17 protein-coding genes are annotated in these 22,230 nt (G+C 70.4%); 6 read left to right on the top strand and 11 right to left on the bottom strand.

All coding sequences use genetic code 11. The features are described 5' to 3' along the window. Positions 1-1,641, bottom strand: a complete 1,641-nt coding sequence (locus tag ABD946_RS15095) for a thiamine pyrophosphate-binding protein (protein ID WP_345283782.1) — start codon at positions 1,639-1,641, stop codon at positions 1-3. Between the two features lie 10 nt (positions 1,642-1,651). After that, positions 1,652-2,479, bottom strand: coding sequence for a type 1 glutamine amidotransferase domain-containing protein (locus ABD946_RS15090; RefSeq protein ID WP_345283780.1), 828 nt, complete (start codon positions 2,477-2,479; stop codon positions 1,652-1,654). 231 nt (positions 2,480-2,710) lie between these two features. On the opposite strand from ABD946_RS15090, the gene glgB reads away from it, so the two are divergent. Together glgB and ABD946_RS15080 are read left to right on the top strand one after the other, a co-directional pair. Continuing rightward, a complete protein-coding gene (gene glgB, locus ABD946_RS15085) occupies positions 2,711-4,603 on the top strand; it encodes a 1,4-alpha-glucan branching protein GlgB (RefSeq protein WP_345283778.1) in 1,893 nt (630 codons plus the stop codon). Between the two features lie 261 nt (positions 4,604-4,864). After that, positions 4,865-5,638 carry an SDR family NAD(P)-dependent oxidoreductase gene (locus ABD946_RS15080; protein WP_345283777.1) on the top strand — a complete coding sequence of 258 codons (774 nt, stop codon included), beginning with the start codon at positions 4,865-4,867 and terminating at the stop codon, positions 5,636-5,638. Between the two features lie 58 nt (positions 5,639-5,696). On the opposite strand, the gene ABD946_RS15075 is transcribed toward ABD946_RS15080, so the two are convergent. The 7 genes from ABD946_RS15075 to ABD946_RS15045 all read right to left on the bottom strand — a co-directional run bounded on the left by ABD946_RS15075 (position 5,697) and on the right by ABD946_RS15045 (position 14,387). Next, positions 5,697-6,050, bottom strand: coding sequence for an STAS domain-containing protein (locus ABD946_RS15075; protein ID WP_345283776.1), 354 nt, complete (start codon positions 6,048-6,050; stop codon positions 5,697-5,699). A gap of 24 nt (positions 6,051-6,074) precedes the next feature. Further along, a complete protein-coding gene (gene glgX, locus ABD946_RS15070; RefSeq protein WP_345283775.1) occupies positions 6,075-8,207 on the bottom strand; it encodes a glycogen debranching protein GlgX in 2,133 nt (710 codons plus the stop codon). 159 nt (positions 8,208-8,366) lie between these two features. Further along, on the bottom strand, positions 8,367-10,184 hold the full coding sequence (locus ABD946_RS15065; protein WP_345283774.1) for an AGE family epimerase/isomerase: 1,818 nt from the start codon (positions 10,182-10,184) through the stop codon (positions 8,367-8,369). Positions 10,185-10,319: 135 nt separating this feature from the next. Continuing rightward, positions 10,320-11,687, bottom strand: a complete 1,368-nt coding sequence (locus ABD946_RS15060) for a peroxidase family protein (protein WP_345283772.1) — start codon at positions 11,685-11,687, stop codon at positions 10,320-10,322. Next, positions 11,684-12,004 carry a UBP-type zinc finger domain-containing protein gene (locus tag ABD946_RS15055; protein ID WP_345283770.1) on the bottom strand — a complete coding sequence of 107 codons (321 nt, stop codon included), beginning with the start codon at positions 12,002-12,004 and terminating at the stop codon, positions 11,684-11,686. Before ABD946_RS15055 ends, ABD946_RS15060 begins: the two co-directional genes overlap by 4 nt. An 85-nt stretch (positions 12,005-12,089) precedes the next feature. Beyond that, positions 12,090-13,019 carry an NAD(P)/FAD-dependent oxidoreductase gene (locus ABD946_RS15050; protein ID WP_345283768.1) on the bottom strand — a complete coding sequence of 310 codons (930 nt, stop codon included), beginning with the start codon at positions 13,017-13,019 and terminating at the stop codon, positions 12,090-12,092. Between the two features lie 129 nt (positions 13,020-13,148). Next, positions 13,149-14,387, bottom strand: coding sequence for an IS701 family transposase (locus ABD946_RS15045; RefSeq protein ID WP_345283766.1), 1,239 nt, complete (start codon positions 14,385-14,387; stop codon positions 13,149-13,151). A 520-nt stretch (positions 14,388-14,907) separates the two neighbouring features. On the opposite strand from ABD946_RS15045, the gene galU reads away from it, so the two are divergent. Beyond that, a complete protein-coding gene (gene galU / locus ABD946_RS15040) occupies positions 14,908-15,840 on the top strand; it encodes a UTP--glucose-1-phosphate uridylyltransferase GalU (RefSeq protein WP_345283764.1) in 933 nt (310 codons plus the stop codon). A gap of 246 nt (positions 15,841-16,086) precedes the next feature. Further along, on the top strand, positions 16,087-17,025 hold the full coding sequence (locus ABD946_RS15035) for a helix-turn-helix transcriptional regulator (RefSeq protein WP_345283762.1): 939 nt from the start codon (positions 16,087-16,089) through the stop codon (positions 17,023-17,025). Positions 17,026-17,075: 50 nt separating this feature from the next. Here the strand turns inward: ABD946_RS15035 and ABD946_RS15030 are convergent, their stop codons facing one another. Continuing rightward, positions 17,076-18,533 (bottom strand): NCS2 family permease, encoded by a 1,458-nt coding sequence (locus ABD946_RS15030; RefSeq protein ID WP_345283760.1) that lies wholly within the window; start codon positions 18,531-18,533, stop codon positions 17,076-17,078. Between the two features lie 178 nt (positions 18,534-18,711). On the opposite strand from ABD946_RS15030, the gene ABD946_RS15025 reads away from it, so the two are divergent. Then, positions 18,712-18,996, top strand: a complete 285-nt coding sequence (locus tag ABD946_RS15025; protein WP_345283758.1) for a DUF2530 domain-containing protein — start codon at positions 18,712-18,714, stop codon at positions 18,994-18,996. Positions 18,997-19,072: 76 nt separating this feature from the next. Continuing rightward, positions 19,073-21,550, top strand: a complete 2,478-nt coding sequence (locus ABD946_RS15020; protein ID WP_345283757.1) for an HAD-IC family P-type ATPase — start codon at positions 19,073-19,075, stop codon at positions 21,548-21,550. Here the strand turns inward: ABD946_RS15020 and ABD946_RS15015 are convergent. Continuing rightward, positions 21,547-22,185 carry a VOC family protein gene (locus tag ABD946_RS15015; protein ID WP_345283756.1) on the bottom strand — a complete coding sequence of 213 codons (639 nt, stop codon included), beginning with the start codon at positions 22,183-22,185 and terminating at the stop codon, positions 21,547-21,549. The genes ABD946_RS15020 and ABD946_RS15015 overlap by 4 nt on opposite strands. Between the last annotated feature and the right edge of the window lie 45 nt (positions 22,186-22,230).

Below are 22,230 nucleotides of genomic sequence, written 5' to 3'. Positions count from 1 at the left end.
TCAGCGGGTGTCGTCGGTGAGCAGCTCGACCAGCAGCGGCCGACGGGTCGTCAGCATCCGCTCCACCACGTCGTCGATCTGGTCCGGCTTGTCCAGCCGGACGGCGTCGGCGCCCAGCGAGCGGGCCAGGCCGACGAAGTCGATCTCCGGGTGGGAGAGGTCGAAGGAGTGCGGGAACTCGTGCTTCTCGATGTCCCGCTCGACCCAGTACTGGTCGATGTTCTTGTTCAGCAGCTCGTACCGGTGGTTGTTGCAGACCACGAAGACGGCTGGCACCTCGTGCCGGGCGGCGGTCCACAGCGCCTGGTAGGTGTACATCGAGCCGCCGTCGCCGGTGAAGCCGACCACGGTCTTCTCCGGGTGGGCGATCTTCATGCCCACCGCGCCCGGGATGCCGACGCCCAGCGAACCGCCACGGGTGGCGAAGTAGTGCCCGGGCAGGCGCGGGTTGAGGTACCGGGTGATGTACGGCGAGGCGGTCAGCGCCTCGTCGAAGACCATCAGGTCCTCCGGGGCCCGCTCGCCCAGCTTCGCCAGGAAGGCACCGATCAGGGTGTCGTCCGGCGCCGCCGCGCGCTCGGCCTGCTCGGCCCGCCGGCGCTCGATGAACTCACGTGCCGCCGCGTCCTGTTCGGGCGTGCGCAGCCCGTCCAGCGCGGTGGCCAGGGCGTCCAGGGTGAGCTTCGGGTCAGCGACCAGGCCCAGCGTGACGGGGTGGTTCTTGGCGATCTCGTAGTCGTCGAGGTCGACGTGCACGATGGCCGCGCCCTCGGCGAACGGGGTGACCAGGTCCGGGAAGACCTCCGGGAACACGTACGTCCCCACGATCAGCACCGCGTCCGCCTCGCGCACCGCCGCCCGGCTGACCATGCCGAACATGTGGCCGATGGCACCGCGGGCCAGCGGGTGGTCGGCCGGCAGGTGCGCCTCCGAGGAGTCCACGAACCACACGTCGGCGCCCAACTTCTCGGCGACGCGCAGCAGTTCGGGCTCGGCCCCGGAGACGGAGACGCCGTCGCCGACCAGCAGCAGCGGACGCTTCGCCGGCGCCAGCAGCGCCGCCGCCTCGGCCACCAGGGCCGGGGCCGGCAGCGTCCGACGGTCGGGGATGACCGTCGGGACGACCGGCTCGTCGTTCGGGGCGTCCAGGATGTCCATCGGCAGCGAGACGAAGACCGGGCCGCGCGGCTCGGTCATCGCGGTCTTGATCGCGCGACGGAGCACCCGCAGCAGGGACCGCGGATCGACCACCCTGGTCGCCCACTTGGTCACCGGCCTGGCCATCGCGACCAGGTCGGCGGCCATCTGGGCGTCCATCGAGTCGTACTCGATGCCCGACTCGCCGGCGATGACCACCAGCGGCGCGTGACCGCGCTTGGACTGGTACATCATCCCGATGCCGTTGCCGAGGCCGACCCCGCTGTGCAGCTGGAGCAGCGCCGGGCCACCGGTCGCCCGGGCGAACCCGTCGGCGATGCCGGCCGCCACCGTCTCCTGCAGCGTCAGGATGTACTGGAAGTCGGGGTACTCCTCCAGGGCGTCGAGGAAGCCCTGCTCCACCGTGCCCGGGTTGCCGAACATGTGGGTGATGCCGTCGGCGAGCAGCTGCTCGATGATGGCGTTCTTGCCGAGCCTGGTCACAGGAACTCCCTTACCAGCCGTAGCGGGTCAGGCCGTCTTCCAGGACCTCGACCATCTTCTCGCCGGTGCGGTAGGAGTCCGGGGTCGAACGGCCCGTGATGAACGGGTAGTCGACGATCACCGAGATCTCCTTGCCGAAGTTGCCGTGGTAGCGGCCCTCGGGGGCGGTGGCGTCGCGGAGGATGTACTCCAGCGGGTACGGCGGCGGGCCCATCACGAAGTCGGTGCCGAGGAAGCCGGTGCCGTCCTTGTAGTCGTACTCCTTGCAGTGCCCGGTGACGTGCTTGCCGGAGATGATGCTCTTCCGGTCCTCCCAGTCACGGGCGAACGCGAGGCAGGCCACGCCGTAGCACTCGGCGCCGATCGGCTTGTCCGCGCGCAGGAAGTTCAGGATCACGTCGTGCACCCGGCCGTTGTTGGCGAGGTCCACGATCGGGCCGCTGCCGCCGACGATGAGCAGCGCGTCGTACTCGGCCAGACGCTCCGTCAGCTCGTCGCCGACCGCGTTGTTGTAGGCCTCCAGCTTGCGGAGGTAGTCCTCGTCGCTGGTGTACGGGCGGGTCGGGATCCAGGAGGAGAGGTCCTCCGGGCTGTCCAGACGGTCCGAGGCCTCCAGGTCCACGACCACCTTGGCGACCTCGGCGGAGACCACGCTGCGGCCCAGCGGCGGGTCGACGAAACCCGGGTCCATGCTCGGCGGCAGGGCGTGCGCCCGCTTGCCGGTGGGGGTCGCGAAGGTCACCTCGTAACCCTGCTTGTCGAATGCGTACAGCGGGCCGACGAGTTCCTCGCCCCAATAGCCGTACTCCGAGAGGAGTACGAGAACTTTCTTCGTCATGGCTACTCCGTTTTCGAGGCTTGTCACTGCCTGCCCTCAGAGACTGGGGCAGGCCGGGGGCAGGGTCAACGGCCGTGCGGGCCGGTCGGCACTCCCCCCGGAATGGGCCCGCACATTACGTCAAGTCCCGTGCGCCGCATTGTCGGAGTGCACTTTTTCCACTCGGAAAACTCCCCAAGGAATGCCCTGGGCTGCGACAATTCCGAGGTGTCGCCGACCAAAGGAATTGCCGTGCTTCAGTCAATCGCCGCGTCCGCGGAGGCGCCCGCGGAGCTGCCGGCTTCCGGGCCCGGCCCGCTCGACCTGCACCTGCTCGCCGAGGGGAAGCACCAACGCCTCTGGGAGGTGCTCGGCGCCCACCCCGGCGCCGACGCGTCCGGCCGGCCCGGGGTCTCCTTCACCCTCTGGGCCCCGCGCGCGCACGAGGTCGCGGTGGCCGGCCAGGTGACCGGCGGCCGGGCCCCGGTCCCGCTGCGCCGGATCGGCACCACCGACTACTGGACGGTCTTCGTCCCCGGCGCCGAGGCCGGCCAGCGCTACCGCTTCGAGCTCCTCGGCGCCGACGGCGTCCGCCGCGCCAAGGCCGACCCGTGCGCCCGGTCCGCCCCGCTGCCCCCCGGCCCGGACAGCGTGGTGCACGCCTCCGACCACCGCTGGGGCGACCGCGAGTGGATGATCCGCCGGGCCGCGGCCGACCCGCGCCGCCGCCCGCTCAGCGTCTACGAGGTCCACCTCGGCTCCTGGCGACCCGGCCTGAGCTACCGTCAGCTCGCCGTCGAGCTCACCGCCTACGTCCGCGAGCAGGGCTTCACCCACGTCGAGCTGCTCCCCGTCATGGAGCACCCCTACGGCGGCTCCTGGGGCTACCAGGTCACCGGCTTCTACGCCCCCAGCTCCCGCTTCGGCTCCCCCGACGACTTCCGGTACCTGGTCGACTCGCTGCACCGGGCCGGGATCGGCGTCATCCTCGACTGGGTCCCCGCCCACTTCCCCCGCGACGACTTCGCGCTCGGCCGCTTCGACGGCCACCCGCTCTACGAGCACCCCGACCCGCGCCGCGGCGAACACCCCGACTGGGGCACCCTGGTCTTCGACTACGGCCGCCCCGAGGTCGCCAACTTCCTGATCGCCAACGCCCTCTACTGGTGCGAGGAGTTCCACGTCGACGGCCTGCGGGTGGACGCGGTCGCGTCCATGCTCTACCTCGACTACTCCCGCCCGCACGGCCAGTGGGAGCCCAACCAGGAGGGCGGCCGGGAGAACCTGGAGGCCGTCGCCTTCCTGCGCTCCCTCAACGAGGCGGTGCACGGCCGCTTCCCCGGCGTCCTCACCATCGCCGAGGAGTCCACCACCTGGCCCGGCGTCACCGCCCCGCTGCGCGACGGCGGCCTCGGTTTCGACTTCAAGTGGAACCTCGGCTGGATGCACGACACCCTCGACTACTTCCAGCAGGACCCGGTCTACCGCGAGCACCACCACCACGGCATCACCTTCTCCACCACCTACGCCTGGACGGAGAACTTCGTCCTGCCGCTCAGCCACGACGAGGTGGTGCACGGCAAGGGCTCGCTGCGCAGCCGGATGCCCGGCGACGAGGCCGCCCAACTCGCCAACGTGCGGGCCATGTTCGGGCTGATGTGGGCGCTGCCCGGGAAGAACCTGCTCTTCATGGGCGGCGAGAACGGCGACCAGGGCGAGTGGAGCGAGGCCTACGGCCTCCAGTGGCCCGGCCCCGAGGAGGCCGGCCGGCTCGGCGTCCGGCAGCTGGTCTCCTCGCTCAACCGCGCCTACCGCGACACCCCCGCCCTCTGGGCCCAGGACCCGGTGCCCGAGGGCTTCCAGTGGCTCGACGCCGACGACGCCGGCCACAACGTCTACGCCTTCCTCCGCCGCGCCCCCGACGGCACCCCGCTGGTCTGCGTCGCCAACCTCTCCGGCGCCACCTGGGACTCCCTCCGCATCGGCCTCCCCCGCCCCGGCCGCTGGCACGTCCTCCTCGACACCGACCCCACCACCGCCCGCCCCACCTCCCTCCGCGCCACGGCAACCCCTCACCACGGCCAACCCTGGTCCGCAGAGCTGTACTTGCCCGCCTTGAGCACCTGCTGGCTCGTACCCGCATAGCGCCCGGAAGGGCAGCGACCCAGGGGCGCGAGACTCTGCTGATCTGCGGCTCCGCCGCGCGGGCGCGCTGGGGGACGGCGGTACGACCGGGTAGCCGTCGAAGGTGGTCACCCCGGGGGCGCGAGGAACTGCGCGCCGGGGGACGGCAACTCCTGCAACTGGCTCACATGCCCCGATCTAACACTGGTCCGCCTTCCGAACTCGCGCAGTTCCCCGCGCCCCCAGAGGCGTAACCACTATCCACAAAGGAGTGACCGCAAGATGAAGCGCATCCTCGTCACCGGCTCCGCCGACGGCATCGGCCGTCAGACCGCCACCATGCTCGTCGCCCAGGGCCACGAAGTGGTCCTGCACGCCCGGAACGCCCAGCGCGCCGAGGACGCCCGCCGCGCCGTCCCCGGTGCCGCGGACGTGGTGGTCGGCGACCTCGCGTCCCTCTCCCAGACCGTCGAACTCGCCAAGCAGACAACCGCCGTGGGCCCCTTCGACGCCGTGATCCACAACGCCGGGATCTCCCGCACCGGCAGCCCCCGCCAGGCCTCCGAGGACGGCCTGGAGACCACCTTCCAGGTGAACGTCCTCGCCCCGTACGTGCTCACCGCGCTGATCCCGCTGCCGCAACGCCTGGTCTACCTCTCCTCCGGGATGTCCGACGGCGGCACCATCGACCTCTCCGACCTCCAGCGCACCCGCCGCCGCTGGGACGGCACCTCCGCCTACTGCGACTCCAAGCTGGCCGATCTGGCGCTGGCCTTCGCGGTGGCCCGCCGCCACCCCGAGGTGCACAGCAACGCCGTCTGCCCGGGCTGGGTGCGCTCCCGGATGGGCGGCAGCTCCGCCCCCACCGACCTGGCCACCGGCGCGGCCACCCAGGTCTGGCTGGCCGGCTCGGACGACCCGGCGGCCCAGGTCTCCGGCAGCTACCTTCGCCACATGCGCTTCCTCGACGAGGCCAAGCCGGAGACCGAGGACCCGGAGGTCCAGGAGGCCCTGCTCGCCGCCTGCGCCGAGCTGAGCGGCATCCGACTCCCCTGAGAGGCAACGGAGAAGGGCCCCGGTACCGAGGTACCGGGGCCCTTCTCGTGACGCCGCGTCAGGCCGCCGCCTCGCCGTCGTGGTCGGTGAGCTCCAGGCCGCGCTGGAAGCCGGCCAGCCGGAGCGTGCGCCCGACGGGCTCCTGCACGCCCGCGAGCGCGATCGACACCGGCTCCGGGAAGCGCTGGCGCAGGTAGAGCAGCGAGCGCAGCCCCGCCGAGGAGAGGTAGCGGACGGTGCTCAGGTCGAGCACCAGCCGTCCTATCTCGCGGCGTTGGGCCAGGGTGTCGAGCTGGCGGCGGAAGCCCGGCGTGCCGAGCGCGTCCAGTTCACCGCCGACCCGGATCTTCACCGTGCTGCCGCCGTGCCGTCTCGGACCGGCCGCATCACCGTTCATCGTGGTCATGGTCATCCCCCTTCTCCCCCCTCGCCGCGCTCAGCCGTCGTTCCGGCGTCCGACCAGGACCACCGCGGAGCGCGGGCCGATCGGGAAGCGCAGCTGGTCCTCCAGTGCGGGCTCGGCGCCCGGCGCGCTGATGTCCTCGGGCTCCTCGGCCGAGGTGTCGACCGCCCGGTGCCAGCGCATGTCGCCCGGCAGGTCCGGGAGTTCGAGCTCCAGGCCCTCCCAGTGGGCGTTGGCGGCGACGTAGACGAAGTCGGCCGAGCCGTCCTCGTGCTCGCCGCAGCGCATCACGGCCAGCACCCGGTCGCCCTCGGACCAGTCCGGCTGCCAGGCCCGGGTGCCGTGCCAGCTCACGTCCGGGTAGCCCGGGATGGCGTCGGCGCCGGTCGGGTGGGTGGCCCGGCGGAGCACCTCGTGCTCCTGCCGGAGGCGGATCAACTGGGTGGTGAAGCGCCGGAGTTCGTCGGCCTCGTCGGTCTTGGGCCAGGTAAGCCAGGAGATCTCGCTGTCCTGGCAGTAGGCGTTGTTGTTGCCGCCCTGGGTGTTCCCGAACTCGTCGCCGGCCAGGATCATCGGGATGCCCTGGCTGGTGAGCAGCAGCACCATCGCGTTCTTGGCCTGCCGCCGCCGCAGCGCCAGCACCTCCTGGTCGTCGGTCGGGCCCTCGGCCCCCGAGTTCCAGGAGTCGTTGTCGCTGTTGCCGTCCCGGTTGTACTCGCCGTTGGCCTCGTTGTGCCGCTCGTTGTACGAGAACAGGTCGTTGAGGGTGAAGCCGTCGTGGCAGGTGACGAAGTTGACCGAGGCGGTGGTGCCGCGGCTGCCGTAGAGGTCGGGCGAGCCGACCAGGCGGGTGGCCAGCTCGCCGACGGTGCCGGGCTCGCCCTTGAGGAAGCGGCGCAGCACGTCGCGGTACTTGCCGTTCCACTCGGCCCAGCGGCCGTAGTTGGGGAAGGCGCCGACCTGGTAGAGGCCGCCGGCGTCCCAGGCCTCGGCGATCAGCACGCAGTCCTTGAGCAGCGGGTCATAGGAGAGCGCCTCCAGCAGCGGCGGGTTCTCCAGCGGCGCGCCGTCCTCGCCGCGGTCCAGGATGGAGGCCAGGTCGAAGCGGAAGCCGTCGACGTGGTACTCGCTGGCCCAGTACCGCAGGCAGGACAGGATGTAGTCGCGGACCACCGGGTTGTTGCAGTTGAAGGTGTTCCCGGTGCCGCTGAAGTTCTGGTAGTAGCCCTCGGGGGTGAGCTGGTAGTAGGTGCTGTTGTCCAGCCCCCGGAAGTGGATCGTCGGGCCGTGCTCGTTGCCCTCGGCGGTGTGGTTGAAGACCACGTCCAGGATCACCTGGATGCCGTTGGCGTGCAGGTCCCGGACCAGCTCCTTGAACTCCTCGCGCTGGCGGCCGGCGGCGCCGCCGGCCGCGTAGCCGGCCTTGGGGGCGAAGAAGCCCACCGTGGAGTAGCCCCAGTAGTTGAGCAGCAGGTCGCCGGTGGTCGGGCTGGTCCGGCTGTTCTCGAACTCGTCGAACTCGAAGACCGGCATCAACTCGACGCAGTTGATGCCGAGTTCCTTGAGGTAGGGGATCTTCTCGCGCAGGCCGGCGAAGGTGCCGGGCTCGGCCACCCCGGCCGACTCGTGCTTGGTGAAGCCGCGCACGTGCAGCTCGTAGACCACCAGGTCCTTGGCGGGCAGCCGGAGCGGGTGGTCGCCCTGCCAGTCGAAGTGGTCGGCGGTCAGCCGGGCCCGGTACTGGTTGGGGTTGTTCCAGTCCGGCTCCTCGCCCCAGGTGTCCCGGCCGGTGACGGCCTTGGCGTAGGGGTCGAGCAGCACGGCAGCCGGGTCGAAGCGGTCGCCGGGGGCCGGCTGCGGCGGGCCGAAGACCCGGTAGCCGTAGTCCACGTCGCCCTCGCCGATGCCCAGCACCGTGATCGCCCAGACCCCGCCGACCCGGTACTCGTCCGGGATCGGGATCTCGGCGACCGGTACCGGGTCGCCCGGCTTGAAGAGCACCAGCGAGACGTCGTCCGCCCGGCTGGAGTAGACCGAGAAGTTCACCCCGCCCGGCACGTAGGTCGCGCCGAAGGGGTAGGGGGTGCCGGGGCGTACGTCGTACCCCGCGATCCGATCGGTGGCGAACTCCTCCGCCGCCACCGTGCCTCTGTCTTCCGTTGCCACGTCGGTCCCTCCCAGAGCCGTGTGTCGCGTCGCGTCCGCCGTGCGCGCCCGTCGTGCCTGTTGTCGTGTCGTGTCCCCGTCGAAAAGTCCCGGGGAAGCGTCAGGGGCTGTCGTTCCCGGGGCCCGCATGCCCCGGGAGCGACAGCCCCTGACGAGTACTCAGCCGACCGGGGTCAGCTCCACCTTCACCGTGAGCGAGTAGGCCGAGTCGGGCAGGTCGACGGTGAGGTTCTTGGCGTCGAACTTGTCCCACTCCTTGCCCTCGATCTCGACCCGGGTCAGCTCGACCCGGCCGGCCGGCAGCAGGTCCGGCGACACCCGCAGGGTGCGGTCGGCGTCGGGCCGCGGCTTGAACCAGAGGTTCAGCGGCTGACCGGTGTTGAGCAGGTTGGTGTACACCGCGGCGAGGTAGCAGAGCTCCGCCGAGTGGTACATGCTCATCGAGTGGCTGCCCTTGAGGCGCTCGGTGCCGAGCAGGTAGGGCAGGCCGTTGGCCAGCACGTTGAAGTAGACCGCGCCCTCGTCGTGGTCGAGGAAGTTGGTGTTGTAGAAGCCGGTCGCCTGGCGGGCCTCCTCGCGGTAGGCGTCACCGCCGACCGTGCCGCTCAGGATCAGGTAGGCCAGGATGGCCTGCTCCTGCTGCCACCAGGCCTTGCGGTCGTGCCACGCGAAGCGGTGGAACTCCTGGCCGTCGGCCAGCTTGCGCTCGACCACGTCGTACCAGCCGCCGCGCTGCTGGTCGCTGCCGACCGCCGGCATGATCTGGCCGATCTTCTCGGCGAGCTCCTTGTAGGAGTCCTTGTCCTTGTAGGAGTTCATCCGCATCAGGTTCCAGGCGATCTTCAGGTTGTGCCCGACGACCGCGCGGTCCTGCTGCCAGGTGTGGCCGAGGTCCTGGGACCAGTCGGTGTTGAACCGCTCGTTGACGAACGGGCTGGCCTGGTAGTCCGGGAAGTGCTCGACGATGGTGTCGAAGGTGCGCTCCAGCATTTCCGCGTGGCGCTCGTCGCCGGTCGCCAGCAGGAGGTTGATCAGGTACGCCGGGGCGTGGTCGCCGACCGAGTTCCAGTTCTTCCGCGACTTGTTGAACTTCAGCGAGTCGTGGTGGGGGGAGAGCAGGACCGGGTCGATGTGCGAGAAGTAGCCGCCGCCCTCGTAGTCGCGGTAGTACTGCTCGAACAGGCGCATGGTGGAGTCGATGTCCGAGGCGATCCGGCGGTCACCGGTGACGCGGAAGGTCTGGGTGGGGCCGGCCAGCGCGTAGATCTGCTCGTACATCGGGATCGCGTCGTAGTCGTCGTCGAACTCCGAGGTGAGCAGCTTCTTCTCGTAGTCGCCCTCGACCTTGATGCCGTGGTACCAGTACACGACGTTGGAGTCGCGGTCCACGAAGCGCATGTGGTCGCGCAGGTACTTGGTGCCGAGCTCGGCGACCTCGAGGTAGTCCTCGTTGCCGGTCAGCATGTAGGCCGAGGCCATGCCGTAGACCATCCGGGAGATCGTGTCGGTCTCCTGGACGTGGCTGGCGGCCTTGTCGCCGCCGAGGCGGATGTTGGTGCGGTAGTCCTTGTAGTCGATCTTGCCGTCGCCGAACTGCGCACGCCGGTAGAACCGGGCCAGCGAGTCGATCTGGTTGATCCACCAGTTGGACTTCTCGAAGTTGTAGTCCTCCGGGCCGCGGCCGACGAAGGTCAGCTTCTTGGCCTCGTAGTTGTACTCGCCGCCCTCGGGGTAGAAGACGCCGTAGACGAAGACCTGGGCACCGGGCTGGAGCAGGTCGTCGACGTGGCCGCCGGCGTCCGCGTAGGGCTCGTCCAGGTTGCGCAGGAGCTCCGCCGACATCCCGTCACTGAGCTTGACGTCGAAATCACGGCCGTCGATGGTCTTCAGCTTGAAGATCCGGTCCTCGGACCGGAATTCGACGACTCGTCCGGCGATGGCGTCCATGAACGTGAAACGCATGACCTCGGACTTCACGTGCAACCTCCATGTCGATGGCACCGGGATACCGGCGGACAGCTTGACCGAATTCATCATCCCCATCGGAATTCTGTTCGGTCAATCACGTTGCGAGCCCGGGGAATTCACCCCGGACTCGCACGTGAATGTCCGTCAAGTCGCCTTCGCTACTCCATTGGCTGCGGCGAAGTCGAGCAGGTCCACCAGCGTGAAGCCGTCCCCGGAGGAGGGCAGCGTGGGCTGCCAGCCCGGGTCCGCCGAGAGGTAGGACTCGGCGTCGGCGCGCAGCAGGCCGATCAGCACCTCGCCGACGATCCGGCCGCCCACCTCGCCGAGGCGGTCGCCCTCGTGGCGCACCTGCGCCTCCTTGAGGATGTAGAGCCACAGCGGCGTGCCGCCGGCCCACTCCGGCCCGACCTCCTCCGGCGTGAGCACCTGTGCGCCGAACTGCTCGGCCACCGACTCCCCGGAGGGCAGCGCGGTGGCCTGTCCGCGCAGCAGGTCGCGGACGGCCAGCGAGCGCAGCTCGGCCTGGTCCACCTCGCCGGTGATGTCCTCCGGCAGCGAGATCAGACTGGTCGGCAGCCCGCCGTCGATCCGCTTGGCCCGCTGGGCGGGCGGCTGGCCGGGGACGTCGAAGAGCATCGACCAGTCCACCACGTGCTCCGGCGGGATCGGCCCGTGGCCGAACAGGTGCGGGAACAGCGGGTACTGCAGCCCGTCCCTGGTCATCCGGTACCGGTGCCGGATCTGGCCGTGCCCGTAGCGGAACGCGGCGTCCGCGAACTCCAGCGGGATGAAGGCCTCGCCCGGCGCGGGCGCGAAGAACTTCGGCCCGGCGTCCAGGATCTGCGCCGTCAGCTCGGCGCCGATCAGCCGCGGCAGGTAGTCGTGGACGACGATCCACTGGTAGTGCCAGGTGAGCGCGCGGCGGGCCTCGTCGAACAGCTCGGCCTCCGGCGCGCCGTCCTCGCGGAGCCGGTCCACCAGCCCGTTGTGCGCGTTCAGGAACGCCAGGTGGAGCTGGGCGGCGAAGCGGTGCACGTCGTTGCGCGGGTCGCCGATCAGCGCGGTGCCCTGCCAGTTGCGCGGCACGTCGGTGCCGTCCTGGGAGGTGATCAGCTTCGCCGGGTCGGCCGCGTCGTACAGGTACGGGGAGCCCACCGGGCCGTCCGCGTGCACCAGTTCGAGGTTCAGCTTGGGCGAGCGGACGTTGCGCAGCGCCGCCACGTCCGCCTGCGCCGAGATCGGCGAGCGGTCGGCGGTGATGTCGTGCGCGATGAACTGCCCGAAGAACGGCCAGCCGGCCGCGCCGACCGCGTCGTCCACCCCGGCCCGCAGCGGGAAACGGGCGGCGTCGCAGACGCCGCCCGGGGAGCCGGCCCGGAAAAGCTCCTCCGGACGGGAGTTGAGCGCGGGGAGCTCCGGCAGCATCCTGCTGTACCGGGCGCCGCTCGGCGGCGCGTCCACCGGACGGCCCGGCGCGAGGCAGTGGTCCCTGACCACCTGGTGCTTGCTCATGCCAGCTCGGCGGGGAGCAGGAAGAGCGAGTCGGGGTAGCACCAGGCCCAGTCCTCGTCCGGCTGGAACGAACGGACCAGCGGGTGCTTGGTGGCGTGCCAGTGCGCGGTGGCGTGCCGGCGCGGCGACTGGTCGCAGCAGCCGACGTGGCCGCAGACCAGGCACTCCCGCAGGTGCAGCCAGCGGGTGCCCTCGCGCAGGCAGTCCTCACAGCCCTCCAGGGTCGAGGGCTTGACGTCGGCCGCCTCGCCCAGGTGCCCACAGGTGGCGGTGGTGGGGTAGCCGTTGGAGTCCCCCACCACGGTCCAGTCGGTCATCTCGGTTTCCTTCCGCATCACTTGAGCCGGCCACCCGGAATCGGGTGGCCGGTCGTACGTACGTCGTCCGGTGGCTGACGTGCCGTCAGTCCGCCTTGAGCTCCGGCGGGTACAGGAAGTAGTTGGCCGCCGAGGCCGCCTGGGCGCCCTCGTGGACGGCGGCGGTCACCTGGTGGGAGTGCAGCGCGGTGACGTCACCGGCCGCGTACACCCCGGCCACCGAGGTCTTCTGCTCGGTGTCCACGGCGATGTAGCCGCTGGGGGCGAAGTCGATGCCGAGCTGGTGGGCCAGCTTGGTCTCCGGGTTGGCGCCCTGGATGGAGAAGAGCGCGTCCAGCGGGAGGCGGCGGCCGCCCTTGGTGAAGACCGCGGTCATCTGGCCGTCCTCGCCCTCGACCTTGTCGATCCGGTCGTCGATCACCGGGATGCCGGCCGCGGCCAGCCGTGCGGCGAACTTCGGGCTGATGTCGTTGCTGTTGCTGTTCAGCAGCAGCTGGACCTGGTCGGTCAGGCCGTGCAGCTGCATCGCCTCGCCGGCCGCCGCGTCGGTGTGGCCGACCACCAGGATGCGCTTGCCGCGGTTCTCGTAGCCGTCGCAGGTGATGCACCAGAACATCGACCGGCCGACGTACTCCTCCCAGCCCTCGAAGTGCGGGAAGTGGTCGAGCACCCCGGTGGCCAGCACGATCACCTTGCCGTGCCAACTGCCGCCCTGCGCCTTGACGGTGAAGCCGATGTCGCCGTTGCCGGAGACCTCGTTGATGGTGTGGTGGACGATCCGCACCTGCTCGTACGGCTCCAGCTGGCGCCGCGCCAGCTCGCGCAGCTCGACGGTGGCGATGCCCTTCGGGAAGCCGAGGTAGTTGTGGTTGGTCTGGTGGTGGGTCGACCGGCCGTGACCGCTGTCGAAGACCAGCACCGAGCGGTTGTAGCGCGCCAGGTACAGCGCGGCCGAGAGCCCGGCGGGCCCGCCGCCGACCACGATGGCGTCGGCGGTGTGTGCGGGACCTGTCATTGAAAACCTCCCGTGTGGCACGGCTCCGCACGCCGTCCCAGTCGAAATGCGGCTAGTCCAGAGCGCAGGCTAGTCAGCGCTCCGCGCCCCTATACGGGGCCGAACATCCACCTGACGCACTGCGTCAGGTCAACGGACGAGTTCGGTGAGCTCGGGGCCCGGACTCTCCTCGAATTCGTCCCGGCCCAGGTGGGCACCGTTGAGAATGTCGTAATCCAGTGCGGCGCTCACCATCGTGGCGTGGTGGTGCCAGCCGTTGAACGTGCGGCCCTCGTAGTCGAACAGGCCGTAACCGGAAGCGAGTTCCGCCGCTTGCGGGGTCGCGGTGGACACTTGTTTGGCCAACCGGACCAATTCGCGCAGCGAGGCGCCCCGGATGTTGGTGAGCCAGTATCCCCGCGGACTCGGCTTGCCGAGCGGCCATTCCACGATGAGCAGCCGATTGGCCAGCAGGGCCTTGCTCCCGGCCGGGCGGCCGCTGCCGACCAGCACCTGGACCGGAATGACCAGGAATTGGGAGCGCAGCGTGTGACCGCCGGCGTCCCGCCAGTAGAGCGTCTCGGGCGTGACGTTGCCGACGCTCGCCGCGATGTCGGCCACCGTCCGGGCCCGGGCGCGGGCGCCCTGGCTGTTGACGATCCGTCCGCTGCCGCGGGCCCAGCTCGCGTCGGCCGGCTGCACCAGTTCGTTCGGGCTCACCTGGGCCAGGTAGGTCTGGGCGCGCATCTCCAGCGCGGCCAGGTACCACTCCAGCGGGCGGTGCCGGGCGTCCAGCAGGATGGGCGCCTCGGGAACGCCCCAGTCCAGGGCCATGTCGTCGAGGAGTTCGACGTGGTACTGCCAGTAGGGGCGGGGCAGCTCGCTGTCGGGCACCTTCGCCCGGGAGCGCCGCTCGTCGTCCTGCCCCCACTGCTCGGGGATGGTCAGGCTCCAGTTCACCGGGACGGTGACTCCGCCGACCTGCATGCCGACCATGATCGCCAGCTGGCAGTTGCGGACCCGTCCGTGCGAGTGGACGTACTGCCGCTCCACCGCCGCCGAGTACCGGCCGTGCTTCGGGAAGGCCAGCTCGCCGACCACCCAGGCCTCCGGCCGGAAATCGCGGACCATGCGTTCCGCCAGCCATTTCCGGACCGGCCCGTGCTCCCAGGGGCTCTGATTGATGAACTGCTGGAGCGACTGCTCGCTCCGGCCGGGCGATGCCACCGCGAGGCGCGGGATCGTCTTCCGTCCGTCGCAGTTCAGCAGGCCCCGGACGTAGGTCTCCGCCGCGTTCCTCTGGTCCGCCCGGCCGAGTGAGGCGAAGGCCTCCGAGCAGAATTCCGGCAGCCCCGTGCAGTCCACTTGGCCGACTCGTTCCTGTGCCATTCTTCCATCCCCCGTCCGGGTCCGTTTCAGGTCAGCAACAGCCGGGGTCACCCGGGTCCGCGAGATAAACCGGCGCCTTGACCTCGAGTCCGTCATAAGAAGCGGCCCACATGGCGCCAACGGCGATTATCAACATGCAAATGAGCGCACTGAACCGAAGGCCGAAGCGGGCCATTTTTATCCCCCAGGAAAGTGACGAATCTGCGTTCGTTCTCTGTCAGATTCAATGGTGCCTTCCCTGGTCACACGGAGGCAACGAAACCCGGGGACATGATCACGCCCTGTCGCAAAGACGACACGTTGGGCGGCGGGTCCTCGCCGGAGCACGGTCAAAGCCTAATCTGATCTATCGTCAGACGGGAGTCATTCCCAAGAATTCCCCATGGAATAGTAAAATGACCATGCACGGTCAATATCCCCCTGTCTACCTCACCGGGTCCATTCGCACAGGTGGATGAGTACGCGGGCCGGAGCACCGGCCCGTGGGCGGCGGCCCCACCGCCGGGCTACGGTCCCGGCCATGACCACACCCCGCAGAGGAATCAGCAAGGCGGTCATCCCCGCCGCCGGGCTGGGCACCCGCTTCCTGCCCGCCACCAAGGCCACCCCCAAGGAGATGCTGCCGGTCGTGGACCGGCCCGCGATCCAGTACGTGGTGGAGGAGGTGGTGGACGCCGGCATCCAGGACGTCCTGATGATCACGGGCCGGAACAAGCGCCCGCTGGAGGACCACTTCGACCGCAACTGGGAGCTGGAGGAGGCACTCCGGCAGAAGGGCGACCTCGGCCGGCTCGCCCAGGTCCAGCGCGCCACCTCCCCCGCCGCCATCCACTACGTCCGCCAGGGCGACCCGCGGGGCCTCGGCCACGCCGTCCTCTGCGCCCAGCCGCACGTGGGGAACGAGCCCTTCGCCGTCCTGCTCGGCGACGACCTGATCGACCCGAGGGACCCACTGCTCAGCAGGATGATCGACATCCAGGCCGAGCACGGCGGCAGCGTGGTGGCCCTGATGGAGGTGGACGCGAGCCAGATCGGCCTCTACGGCTGCGCCGCCGTCAGCTCCACCGGCCAGGCCGACGTGCTCCGGGTGGAGGGCCTGGTGGAGAAGCCGGCCCCCGGCGAGGCCCCCAGCAACTACGCGGTGATCGGCCGCTACGTGCTCGACCCGGCCGTCTTCGACGTGCTGGCCAGGACCGAGCCCGGCCGCGGCGGCGAGGTGCAGCTCACCGACGCCCTGCAGCAGCTGGCCACCGACCCCACGATCGGCGGCCCGGTGCACGGCGTCGTCTTCCGCGGCCGCCGCTACGACACCGGCGACCGGCTGGAGTACCTCCGGGCCGTCGTCCAACTCGCCTGCGAGCGGGACGACTTGGGCGACCCGTTCCGCCGCTGGCTGCAGGAGTACGTCACCGCCTCGATGCCCTTCTATGCGGACGACGCCGTGCCGGTTTAGCCCCAGAAGAGCGCATTCCGACGCCCTGGCGCTATTTGCGGCAGCTCACCCCGGGATAGGAACCCGTCAGATTTTCTCGTCACCTAGGCATATCCCTCGGACACTCTCCGTCGCGCTATCCTGACCGACGGGAGGACGATAGAGACTGGGGGAACGGTGAATACGGAGTCGATCAGGGAGAAGAGCGGCAGGGCCACGCGGAGCGGCAGAACCGACAAGGAAATCGCCGCGAGCATTTACGGCGCCATGGAGCAGCGCGGCTCCTGGCAGATCCAGCAGGCCGCCGAGGCGGTCGGCCTGGAGCCGGAGGACGCCCGCCGCGGGATCGACTACCTGGCCTCGCTCGGACTGGTGGAATTCCCGTCCGACGAGACCCCCGAGTTCGTGCTGCTCGGCTCGCAGGTCGCCGCGATGCGGCTGATCAACGACGCGGAACGCGAACTGGCCGCCAACCTCGAACAGATGGCAGCCGCCCGGGCCGGTCTGGCCGAGATCCTCAGCAGCTTCATGCCGCTGAACTTCTGGTCACCCGGCCCGGTCGCGGTCGAGATGCTGACCGACCTGCGCAGCGTCGCGGTCTACCTCAACAAGGCCACCGAACTGGCCCGCGAGCAGATCCTCACCATGCACCCCGCCCCGGCCATGGCCCCGGCCCAGTCCGCCGAGGCGGCCGCCCGGACGAAGAGCCTGGTCGACCGAGGGCTGGACCTGCGGACCATCTACCAGCAGAGCCTGGCCAGCGTGCCGAGGATCGCCAAGCACCTGACCGACATCCGGATGGCCGGCTACGAGGTGCGGCTCTCCCCCACCGTGCCGTTCCGGATGATCATCTTCGACCGGCGCCGGGTGATCATCCCGATCGACCCGAACAACGGCAAGGCCGGCGCGATGGCCATCGAGGGCGAGGCCCTGGTCCGCGCCCTGATCTCGGTCTTCGAGTACTGCTGGCAGCACTCCAGCTACGAGGAGTCCAGCACCCTGACCACCGAGCTCAACCTCGGCCCGCAGGAGCAGGCGGTGCTCCGGATGCTGGCCACCGGCGCCACCGACGAGACCATCGCGCGCAACCTCACCGTCTCGCTGCGCACGGTCAACCGGGTGGTCTGCCGGATCATGAAGGCCATCGGGGCCGACAGCCGCTTCCAGGCCGGAATGATCGCAGCCCGGCTCGGCCTCATCCACTGAGGCGGAGCCGGGCTGTGATCCGAGCGGCCCGAAGGGCCCCTGACGGGCCGTCAGCCGAGGCCGAGGGCGGGCATCAGGTAGTAGAAGGCGAAGACGCCGGCCACCGCGTAGAGCGCCACCGGCACCTCGCGGCCGCGGCCGGTCGCCGCGCGCAGCACGCAGAAGGCGATGAAGCCGAAGCCGATCCCGTTGGTGATGCTGTAGGTGAACGGCATCATGATCATGGTCAGGAAGGCCGGGATCGCGAGGGTGAAGTCCGACCAGTCGATGTCCCGGACCGAGTTGGCCAGGATCAGGAAGCCGACCGTGACCAGCGCGGGGGTGGCCGCCTGGGCCGGGACCATGGTGGCCAGCGGGGTCAGGAAGAGCGCCACCAGGAAGAGCGCGCCGGTGACGATCGAGGCGAAGCCGGTCCGGGCCCCCTCGCCGACGCCCGCGGTGGACTCGACGAAGCAGGTGTTGGCCGAGGAGGAGGTCGCACCGCCGGCCGCGGTGGCGATGCCGTCCACCATCAGGACCTTGTTGATGCCGGGCAGGTCGCCCTTCTCGTCCAGCAGGTGGGCCTCGTCGGCCACGCCGAGGATGGTGCCCATCGCGTCGAAGAAGCAGGACATCAGCACGGTGAAGACGAACAGACAGCCCGTCAGGACGCCGACCTTCGAGAAGCCGCCGAACAGGCTGACCTGACCGACCAGCCCGAAGTCGGGCGCCGCCACCGGGTTGCCCGGCCAGCTCGGCACCGTCAGGCCCCAGTTCATCGGGGCGATGGTGGCCGCCTCGTTGATGATCACGGCCAGGCCGGTCATCACCACGATGGAGATCAGGATGGCGCCCGGCACCTTGCGGACCACCAGCACCAGGGTGAGCAGCAGGCCGAGGACGAAGACCAGCACCGGCCAGCCGTTGAGGTGGCCGTTGCTCCCCAGCTGGAGCGGGACGGTGGTGTGCGCGGCGTCCGGGATCCGGCTGACGAAGCCGGCGTCCACCAGGCCGACCAGGCTGATGAAGAGGCCGATGCCGATCGCGATGGCCTTGCGCAGGCCGAGCGGCACCGCGTTCATCACCCGCTCGCGCAGGCCGGTGGCGACCAGGATCATGATCGCGAAGCCCGCCAGCACCACCATGCCCATGGCGTCCGGCCAGGTCATCCGGGGGGCCAGCTGGAGGGCCACGATGGTGTTCACCCCGAGGCCGGCCGCCAGGCCGATCGGCACGTTGCCGATCACGCCCATCAGCAGGGTGGTGAGACCCGCGGTCAGCGCGGTCGCGGTGACCAGCTGGGCGCTGTCGAGGTGCGTCCCGTTCATGTCCACGGCGCTGGCCAGGATGATCGGGTTGAGCACCAGGATGTAGGCCATCGTGAAGAAGGTGGCGACGCCGCCACGGACCTCGCGGGCGAGCGTGGAGCCGCGCTCGGAGATCTTGAAGAAACGGTCCAGCGGTCCGCCGGGCTGCGGCGACGTGGACGGCTCGGGCGACACGGAGGTCGGCTGGGCCTGCGGAGACATCGGGGGGCCTCGTCAGATGTGGGGGAGGTGAGGAGGGCACAAGTATGTGTTTCTCGGTCGTGCACGCGCCATCTCCGCGCGTAGAAAACGACCATTACGAGCAGCCTGCGACGGCTTCCGCTTGGAGCTTCCTCCAGGCGCGGACCCGGAGCGGGGCGCACCCCTTACCCTGGGCCGCATGCCGAAGACCGCTGTCCGCCCCTCTCCCCCGCCCCTGGAAGCCAACGACGTCGCGATCGTCGGCGGCGGCACGGCGCTCTGGTTCCTCGCCTTCCTGGTGCTCGTCCCCTTCCACTCGACGCTGGAGCAGAACGGGCACGGGCGCTGGCCGTGGATCTGCCTGGCCGGCGCCGGTCTCGGGCTGATCGGCCTCTGGTACTGCCGGGCCCGCCGCGACGCGATCCGCCGGGCCCGGGCCGCCGAGGCCGCCGGGGCCGACGGGGCGTCCGCGACCGAGGGCTGACACCCCGCCACTCGGACGGACCGAATAGCACCTCAGGAGGGCGCACCGGACAAATCGCCCACCTAGAGTCGGTCCCATGACCCATCCCGCGGAGAACACGGCGACCGACCCCGACGGGGACGCCCGGCCTGAAGGTGCGTCAGCGATCGGCGGCGGACCGGCCCGCCGGGGCGGGCTGAGCTCCGCCGAGGTCGCCGAACGGGTGGCCCGCGGTCAGGTCAACGACGTGCCGGTGCGCTCCAGCCGGTCCGTCAAGGAGATCGTCCGGGCCAACGTCTTCACCCGGTTCAACGCGATCATCGGGATCATGTTCGGCATCATCCTGGTGGTGGGGCCGATCCAGGACGGTCTGTTCGGCCTGGTCATCGTGGCCAACACGGCGATCGGCATCATCCAGGAGCTGCGCGCCAAGAAGACCCTCGACGGGCTGGCGCTGATCGGCGAGGCCAAGCCGCAGGTCCGCCGGGACGGCACCGCCCAGCAGGTCCCGGTGGCCGGGATCGTGCTGGACGACACCGTGCTGCTCGGCATCGGCGACAAGGTGATCGTCGACGGCGTGGTCACCGAGGCGGACGGCCTGGAGATCGACGAGTCGCTGCTCACCGGCGAGCCCGACCCGGTGCTCAAGCACCCCGGCGCCCAGGTGATGTCCGGCAGCTTCGTGGTCGCCGGGGCCGGCGCCTTCACCGCCACCAAGGTCGGCCGGGAGGCCTACGCGGCCCAGCTGGCCGAGGAGGCCAGCCGGTTCACCCTGGTCAAGTCGGAGCTGCGCAGCGGCATCGACTCCATCCTCAAGTTCATCACCTGGCTGCTGGTGCCGACCGCGATCGGCCTGATCGTCAGTCAGCTCGCGGTGGAGAAGAACGACTGGCGCGAGGCGGTCCGCCGGATGGTGGCCGGCATCGTGCCGATGGTCCCCGAGGGGCTGGTGCTGCTCACCTCGGTGGCCTTCGCCATCGGCGTGATCCGGCTCGGCCGCAAGCAGTGCCTGGTGCAGGAGCTGCCCGCGATCGAGGGGCTGGCCCGGGTGGACACCGTCTGCCTGGACAAGACCGGCACCCTCACCGAGGGCGGCATGGACGTGGTCGAGCTGCGCACCCTGGACGGTGCCGACCCGCACCTGAGCCCCGAGGCCCCGCTCGCCAACCACCTGCTGAACGACCCGGACGTGCTCCGGCAGGCGCTCGGCGCGATGGGCGGCGCGGACGCCCGGCCCAACCCCAGCATGCAGGCGGTCATCGACGCCTACGGCAACGGCGCGGGCGAGCGCTGGCGGGTGCTGGAGGCCGTTCCGTTCTCCTCCGCCCGCAAGTGGAGCGGGGTGCGGATGCTGGAGCCGGCCGGCACCGAGGCCAGCTGGCTGCTCGGCGCCCCGGACGTGCTGCTGCCCGCCGGGCACCCGGCGCTCACCGAGGTGGACGAGCTGGGATCGCGCGGACTGCGGGTGCTGCTGCTCGGCCGCAGCGAGAGCGCGCTGGACGAGGACCCGGCCGCCGCCCTGCAGCCGCTCGGCCTGGTGGTGCTCCAGCAGCGGCTGCGCGGCGACGCCGCCGACACCCTGCGGTACTTCGAGAGCCAGAAGGTCGAGGCCAAGGTCATCTCCGGCGACAGCGCCGTCTCGGTCGGCGCGGTCGCCGCCCACCTCGGACTCCCGGGCGCGGAGCGGCCGTTGGACGCCCGGACGCTGCCGACCGACCCGGAGGAACTGGCCGAGGTCGCCGAGAACACCACCGTCTACGGCCGGGTGACGCCCCAGCAGAAGCGCGAGCTGGTCGGCGCGATGCAGTCCCGCGGCCGCACCGTGGCGATGACCGGCGACGGCGTCAACGACGTCCTGGCGCTCAAGGACGCCGACATCGGCGTGGCGATGGGCTCCGGCAGCGAGGCCACCCGGGCGGTGGCCCAGATCGTGCTGCTGAACGACTCCTTCGCCACCCTGCCCTCGGTGGTGGCCGAGGGCCGCCGGGTGATCGGCAACATCGAGCGGGTGGCCAACCTCTTCCTGGTGAAGACGGTCTACTCGGTGCTGCTCGCCCTGCTGGTGGTCTTCACCCACGTGCCGTACCCGTTCCTGCCGCGGCACTCCACCGTGCTCTCCTCGCTGACCATCGGCATCCCGGCCTTCTTCCTGGCGCTGGCCCCCAACAACGAGCGGGCCAGGACCGGCTTCGTCCGCCGGGTGCTGCGGCTCGCCGTCCCGGGCGGGGCGATCGCCGGGACGGCCACCTTCACCGCCTACATGCTGGCCCGGGCCAACCACGCCACCGACCTCAAGGCCGACACCAGCGTGGCCACCCTGACCCTCTTCCTGGTCGCCATCTGGGTGCTGGCCATCGTGGCCCGCCCCTACACCTGGTGGCGGCTGGCCCTGATCGGCACCATGGGCGGCGCCTTCGCCCTCGTCCTGTGGGTGCCGTGGCTCTCCGACTTCTTCCAGCTCTCGCTGGCCGGCACCCGCGACCCGTGGATCGGCGTCGCCATCGCGGTGGCGGCCGGGCTGCTGCTGGAGGTGGTCTGGCGGGTGATCGTCAAGCGCACCGGCGAGGCGGGCTAGCCGCCGGCCAGTACGGAGGCGAGCTTCTCCTGTTCTCCCAACCGGCCTGCCAGGTCGGTGAGTTCGGCCACCGCGGCGGCCCGCGTCTCCGGCTCGGCCGCCGCCGCGTGCCGCCGGTAGGCCGAGCAGAGCGCCCGGAAGGCCGCCCGGTCGTCGTTCTTGAACTCGACCAGGATCCGGGCGTTGTCCAAGGCCTTTGCCAGGCCGGTGAGTTCGGACGATCCGCCGTACTCCAGCTCCATCGGCTCGTCCCGCTGGATGAAGATCAGCGAGTTGCCGGACGGGTCCACCAGGGTGAACCGGCTGGCGCCCTCCCGGTAGCGGGTGATCCGGGGCCGGCCGGCGGAGGGCACCCGGCCGTAGTGCGCCTTCAGCCCGGCCTTGAACTCCGCGTGGTACGGGGCCACCCGGTCGACGAACACCAGGCAGGCGCCGCCGTCCTCGGCGGCGGGGTCGTGGCCCACCGGCGGCTTGGCGTAGTGCAGGTGGACTCCGCCGCGCTCGAAGGCCAGGTAGAGGTAGGGGCGGGTCTGGCGGTACGTCACCTCGAAGCCGAGGGCTTCCAGGAACTCCACCGTCTCGTCGACGGCGGCACAGGGGAGGACGGGGACGGTCGTCTCGTTCGCGCTCGTCATGCCCGCGAAGCTAGCCGAACCGTCCCCCTCCGCGCACATGAAGGT

Source organism: Kitasatospora albolonga (assembly GCF_039535905.1).
Classification (GTDB): Bacteria; Actinomycetota; Actinomycetes; order Streptomycetales; family Streptomycetaceae; genus Kitasatospora; species Kitasatospora albolonga.
Note: the sequence above shows the minus strand (reverse complement) of the source record. Positions and strands in the feature narration are given on the sequence as shown.

Bases quoted from the DNA above. Each gene is read 5' to 3' on its own strand.
- ABD946_RS15015 (WP_345283756.1), bottom strand. From the start codon at position 22,185: ATGACGAGCGCGAACGAGACGACCGTCCCCGTCCTCCCCTGTGCCGCC.
- ABD946_RS15050 (WP_345283768.1), bottom strand. From the start codon at position 13,019: ATGACAGGTCCCGCACACACCGCCGACGCCATCGTGGTCGGCGGCGGG.
- ABD946_RS15090 (WP_345283780.1), bottom strand. From the start codon at position 2,479: ATGACGAAGAAAGTTCTCGTACTCCTCTCGGAGTACGGCTATTGGGGC.
- ABD946_RS15060 (WP_345283772.1), bottom strand. From the start codon at position 11,687: ATGAGCAAGCACCAGGTGGTCAGGGACCACTGCCTCGCGCCGGGCCGT.
- ABD946_RS15025 (WP_345283758.1), top strand. From the start codon at position 18,712: ATGCCGAAGACCGCTGTCCGCCCCTCTCCCCCGCCCCTGGAAGCCAAC.
- ABD946_RS15055 (WP_345283770.1), bottom strand. From the start codon at position 12,004: ATGACCGACTGGACCGTGGTGGGGGACTCCAACGGCTACCCCACCACC.
- ABD946_RS15080 (WP_345283777.1), top strand. From the start codon at position 4,865: ATGAAGCGCATCCTCGTCACCGGCTCCGCCGACGGCATCGGCCGTCAG.
- ABD946_RS15020 (WP_345283757.1), top strand. From the start codon at position 19,073: ATGACCCATCCCGCGGAGAACACGGCGACCGACCCCGACGGGGACGCC.
- ABD946_RS15045 (WP_345283766.1), bottom strand. From the start codon at position 14,387: ATGGCACAGGAACGAGTCGGCCAAGTGGACTGCACGGGGCTGCCGGAA.
- ABD946_RS15075 (WP_345283776.1), bottom strand. From the start codon at position 6,050: ATGACCATGACCACGATGAACGGTGATGCGGCCGGTCCGAGACGGCAC.
- ABD946_RS15035 (WP_345283762.1), top strand. From the start codon at position 16,087: ATGGAGCAGCGCGGCTCCTGGCAGATCCAGCAGGCCGCCGAGGCGGTC.
- galU (WP_345283764.1), top strand. From the start codon at position 14,908: ATGACCACACCCCGCAGAGGAATCAGCAAGGCGGTCATCCCCGCCGCC.
- ABD946_RS15030 (WP_345283760.1), bottom strand. From the start codon at position 18,533: ATGTCTCCGCAGGCCCAGCCGACCTCCGTGTCGCCCGAGCCGTCCACG.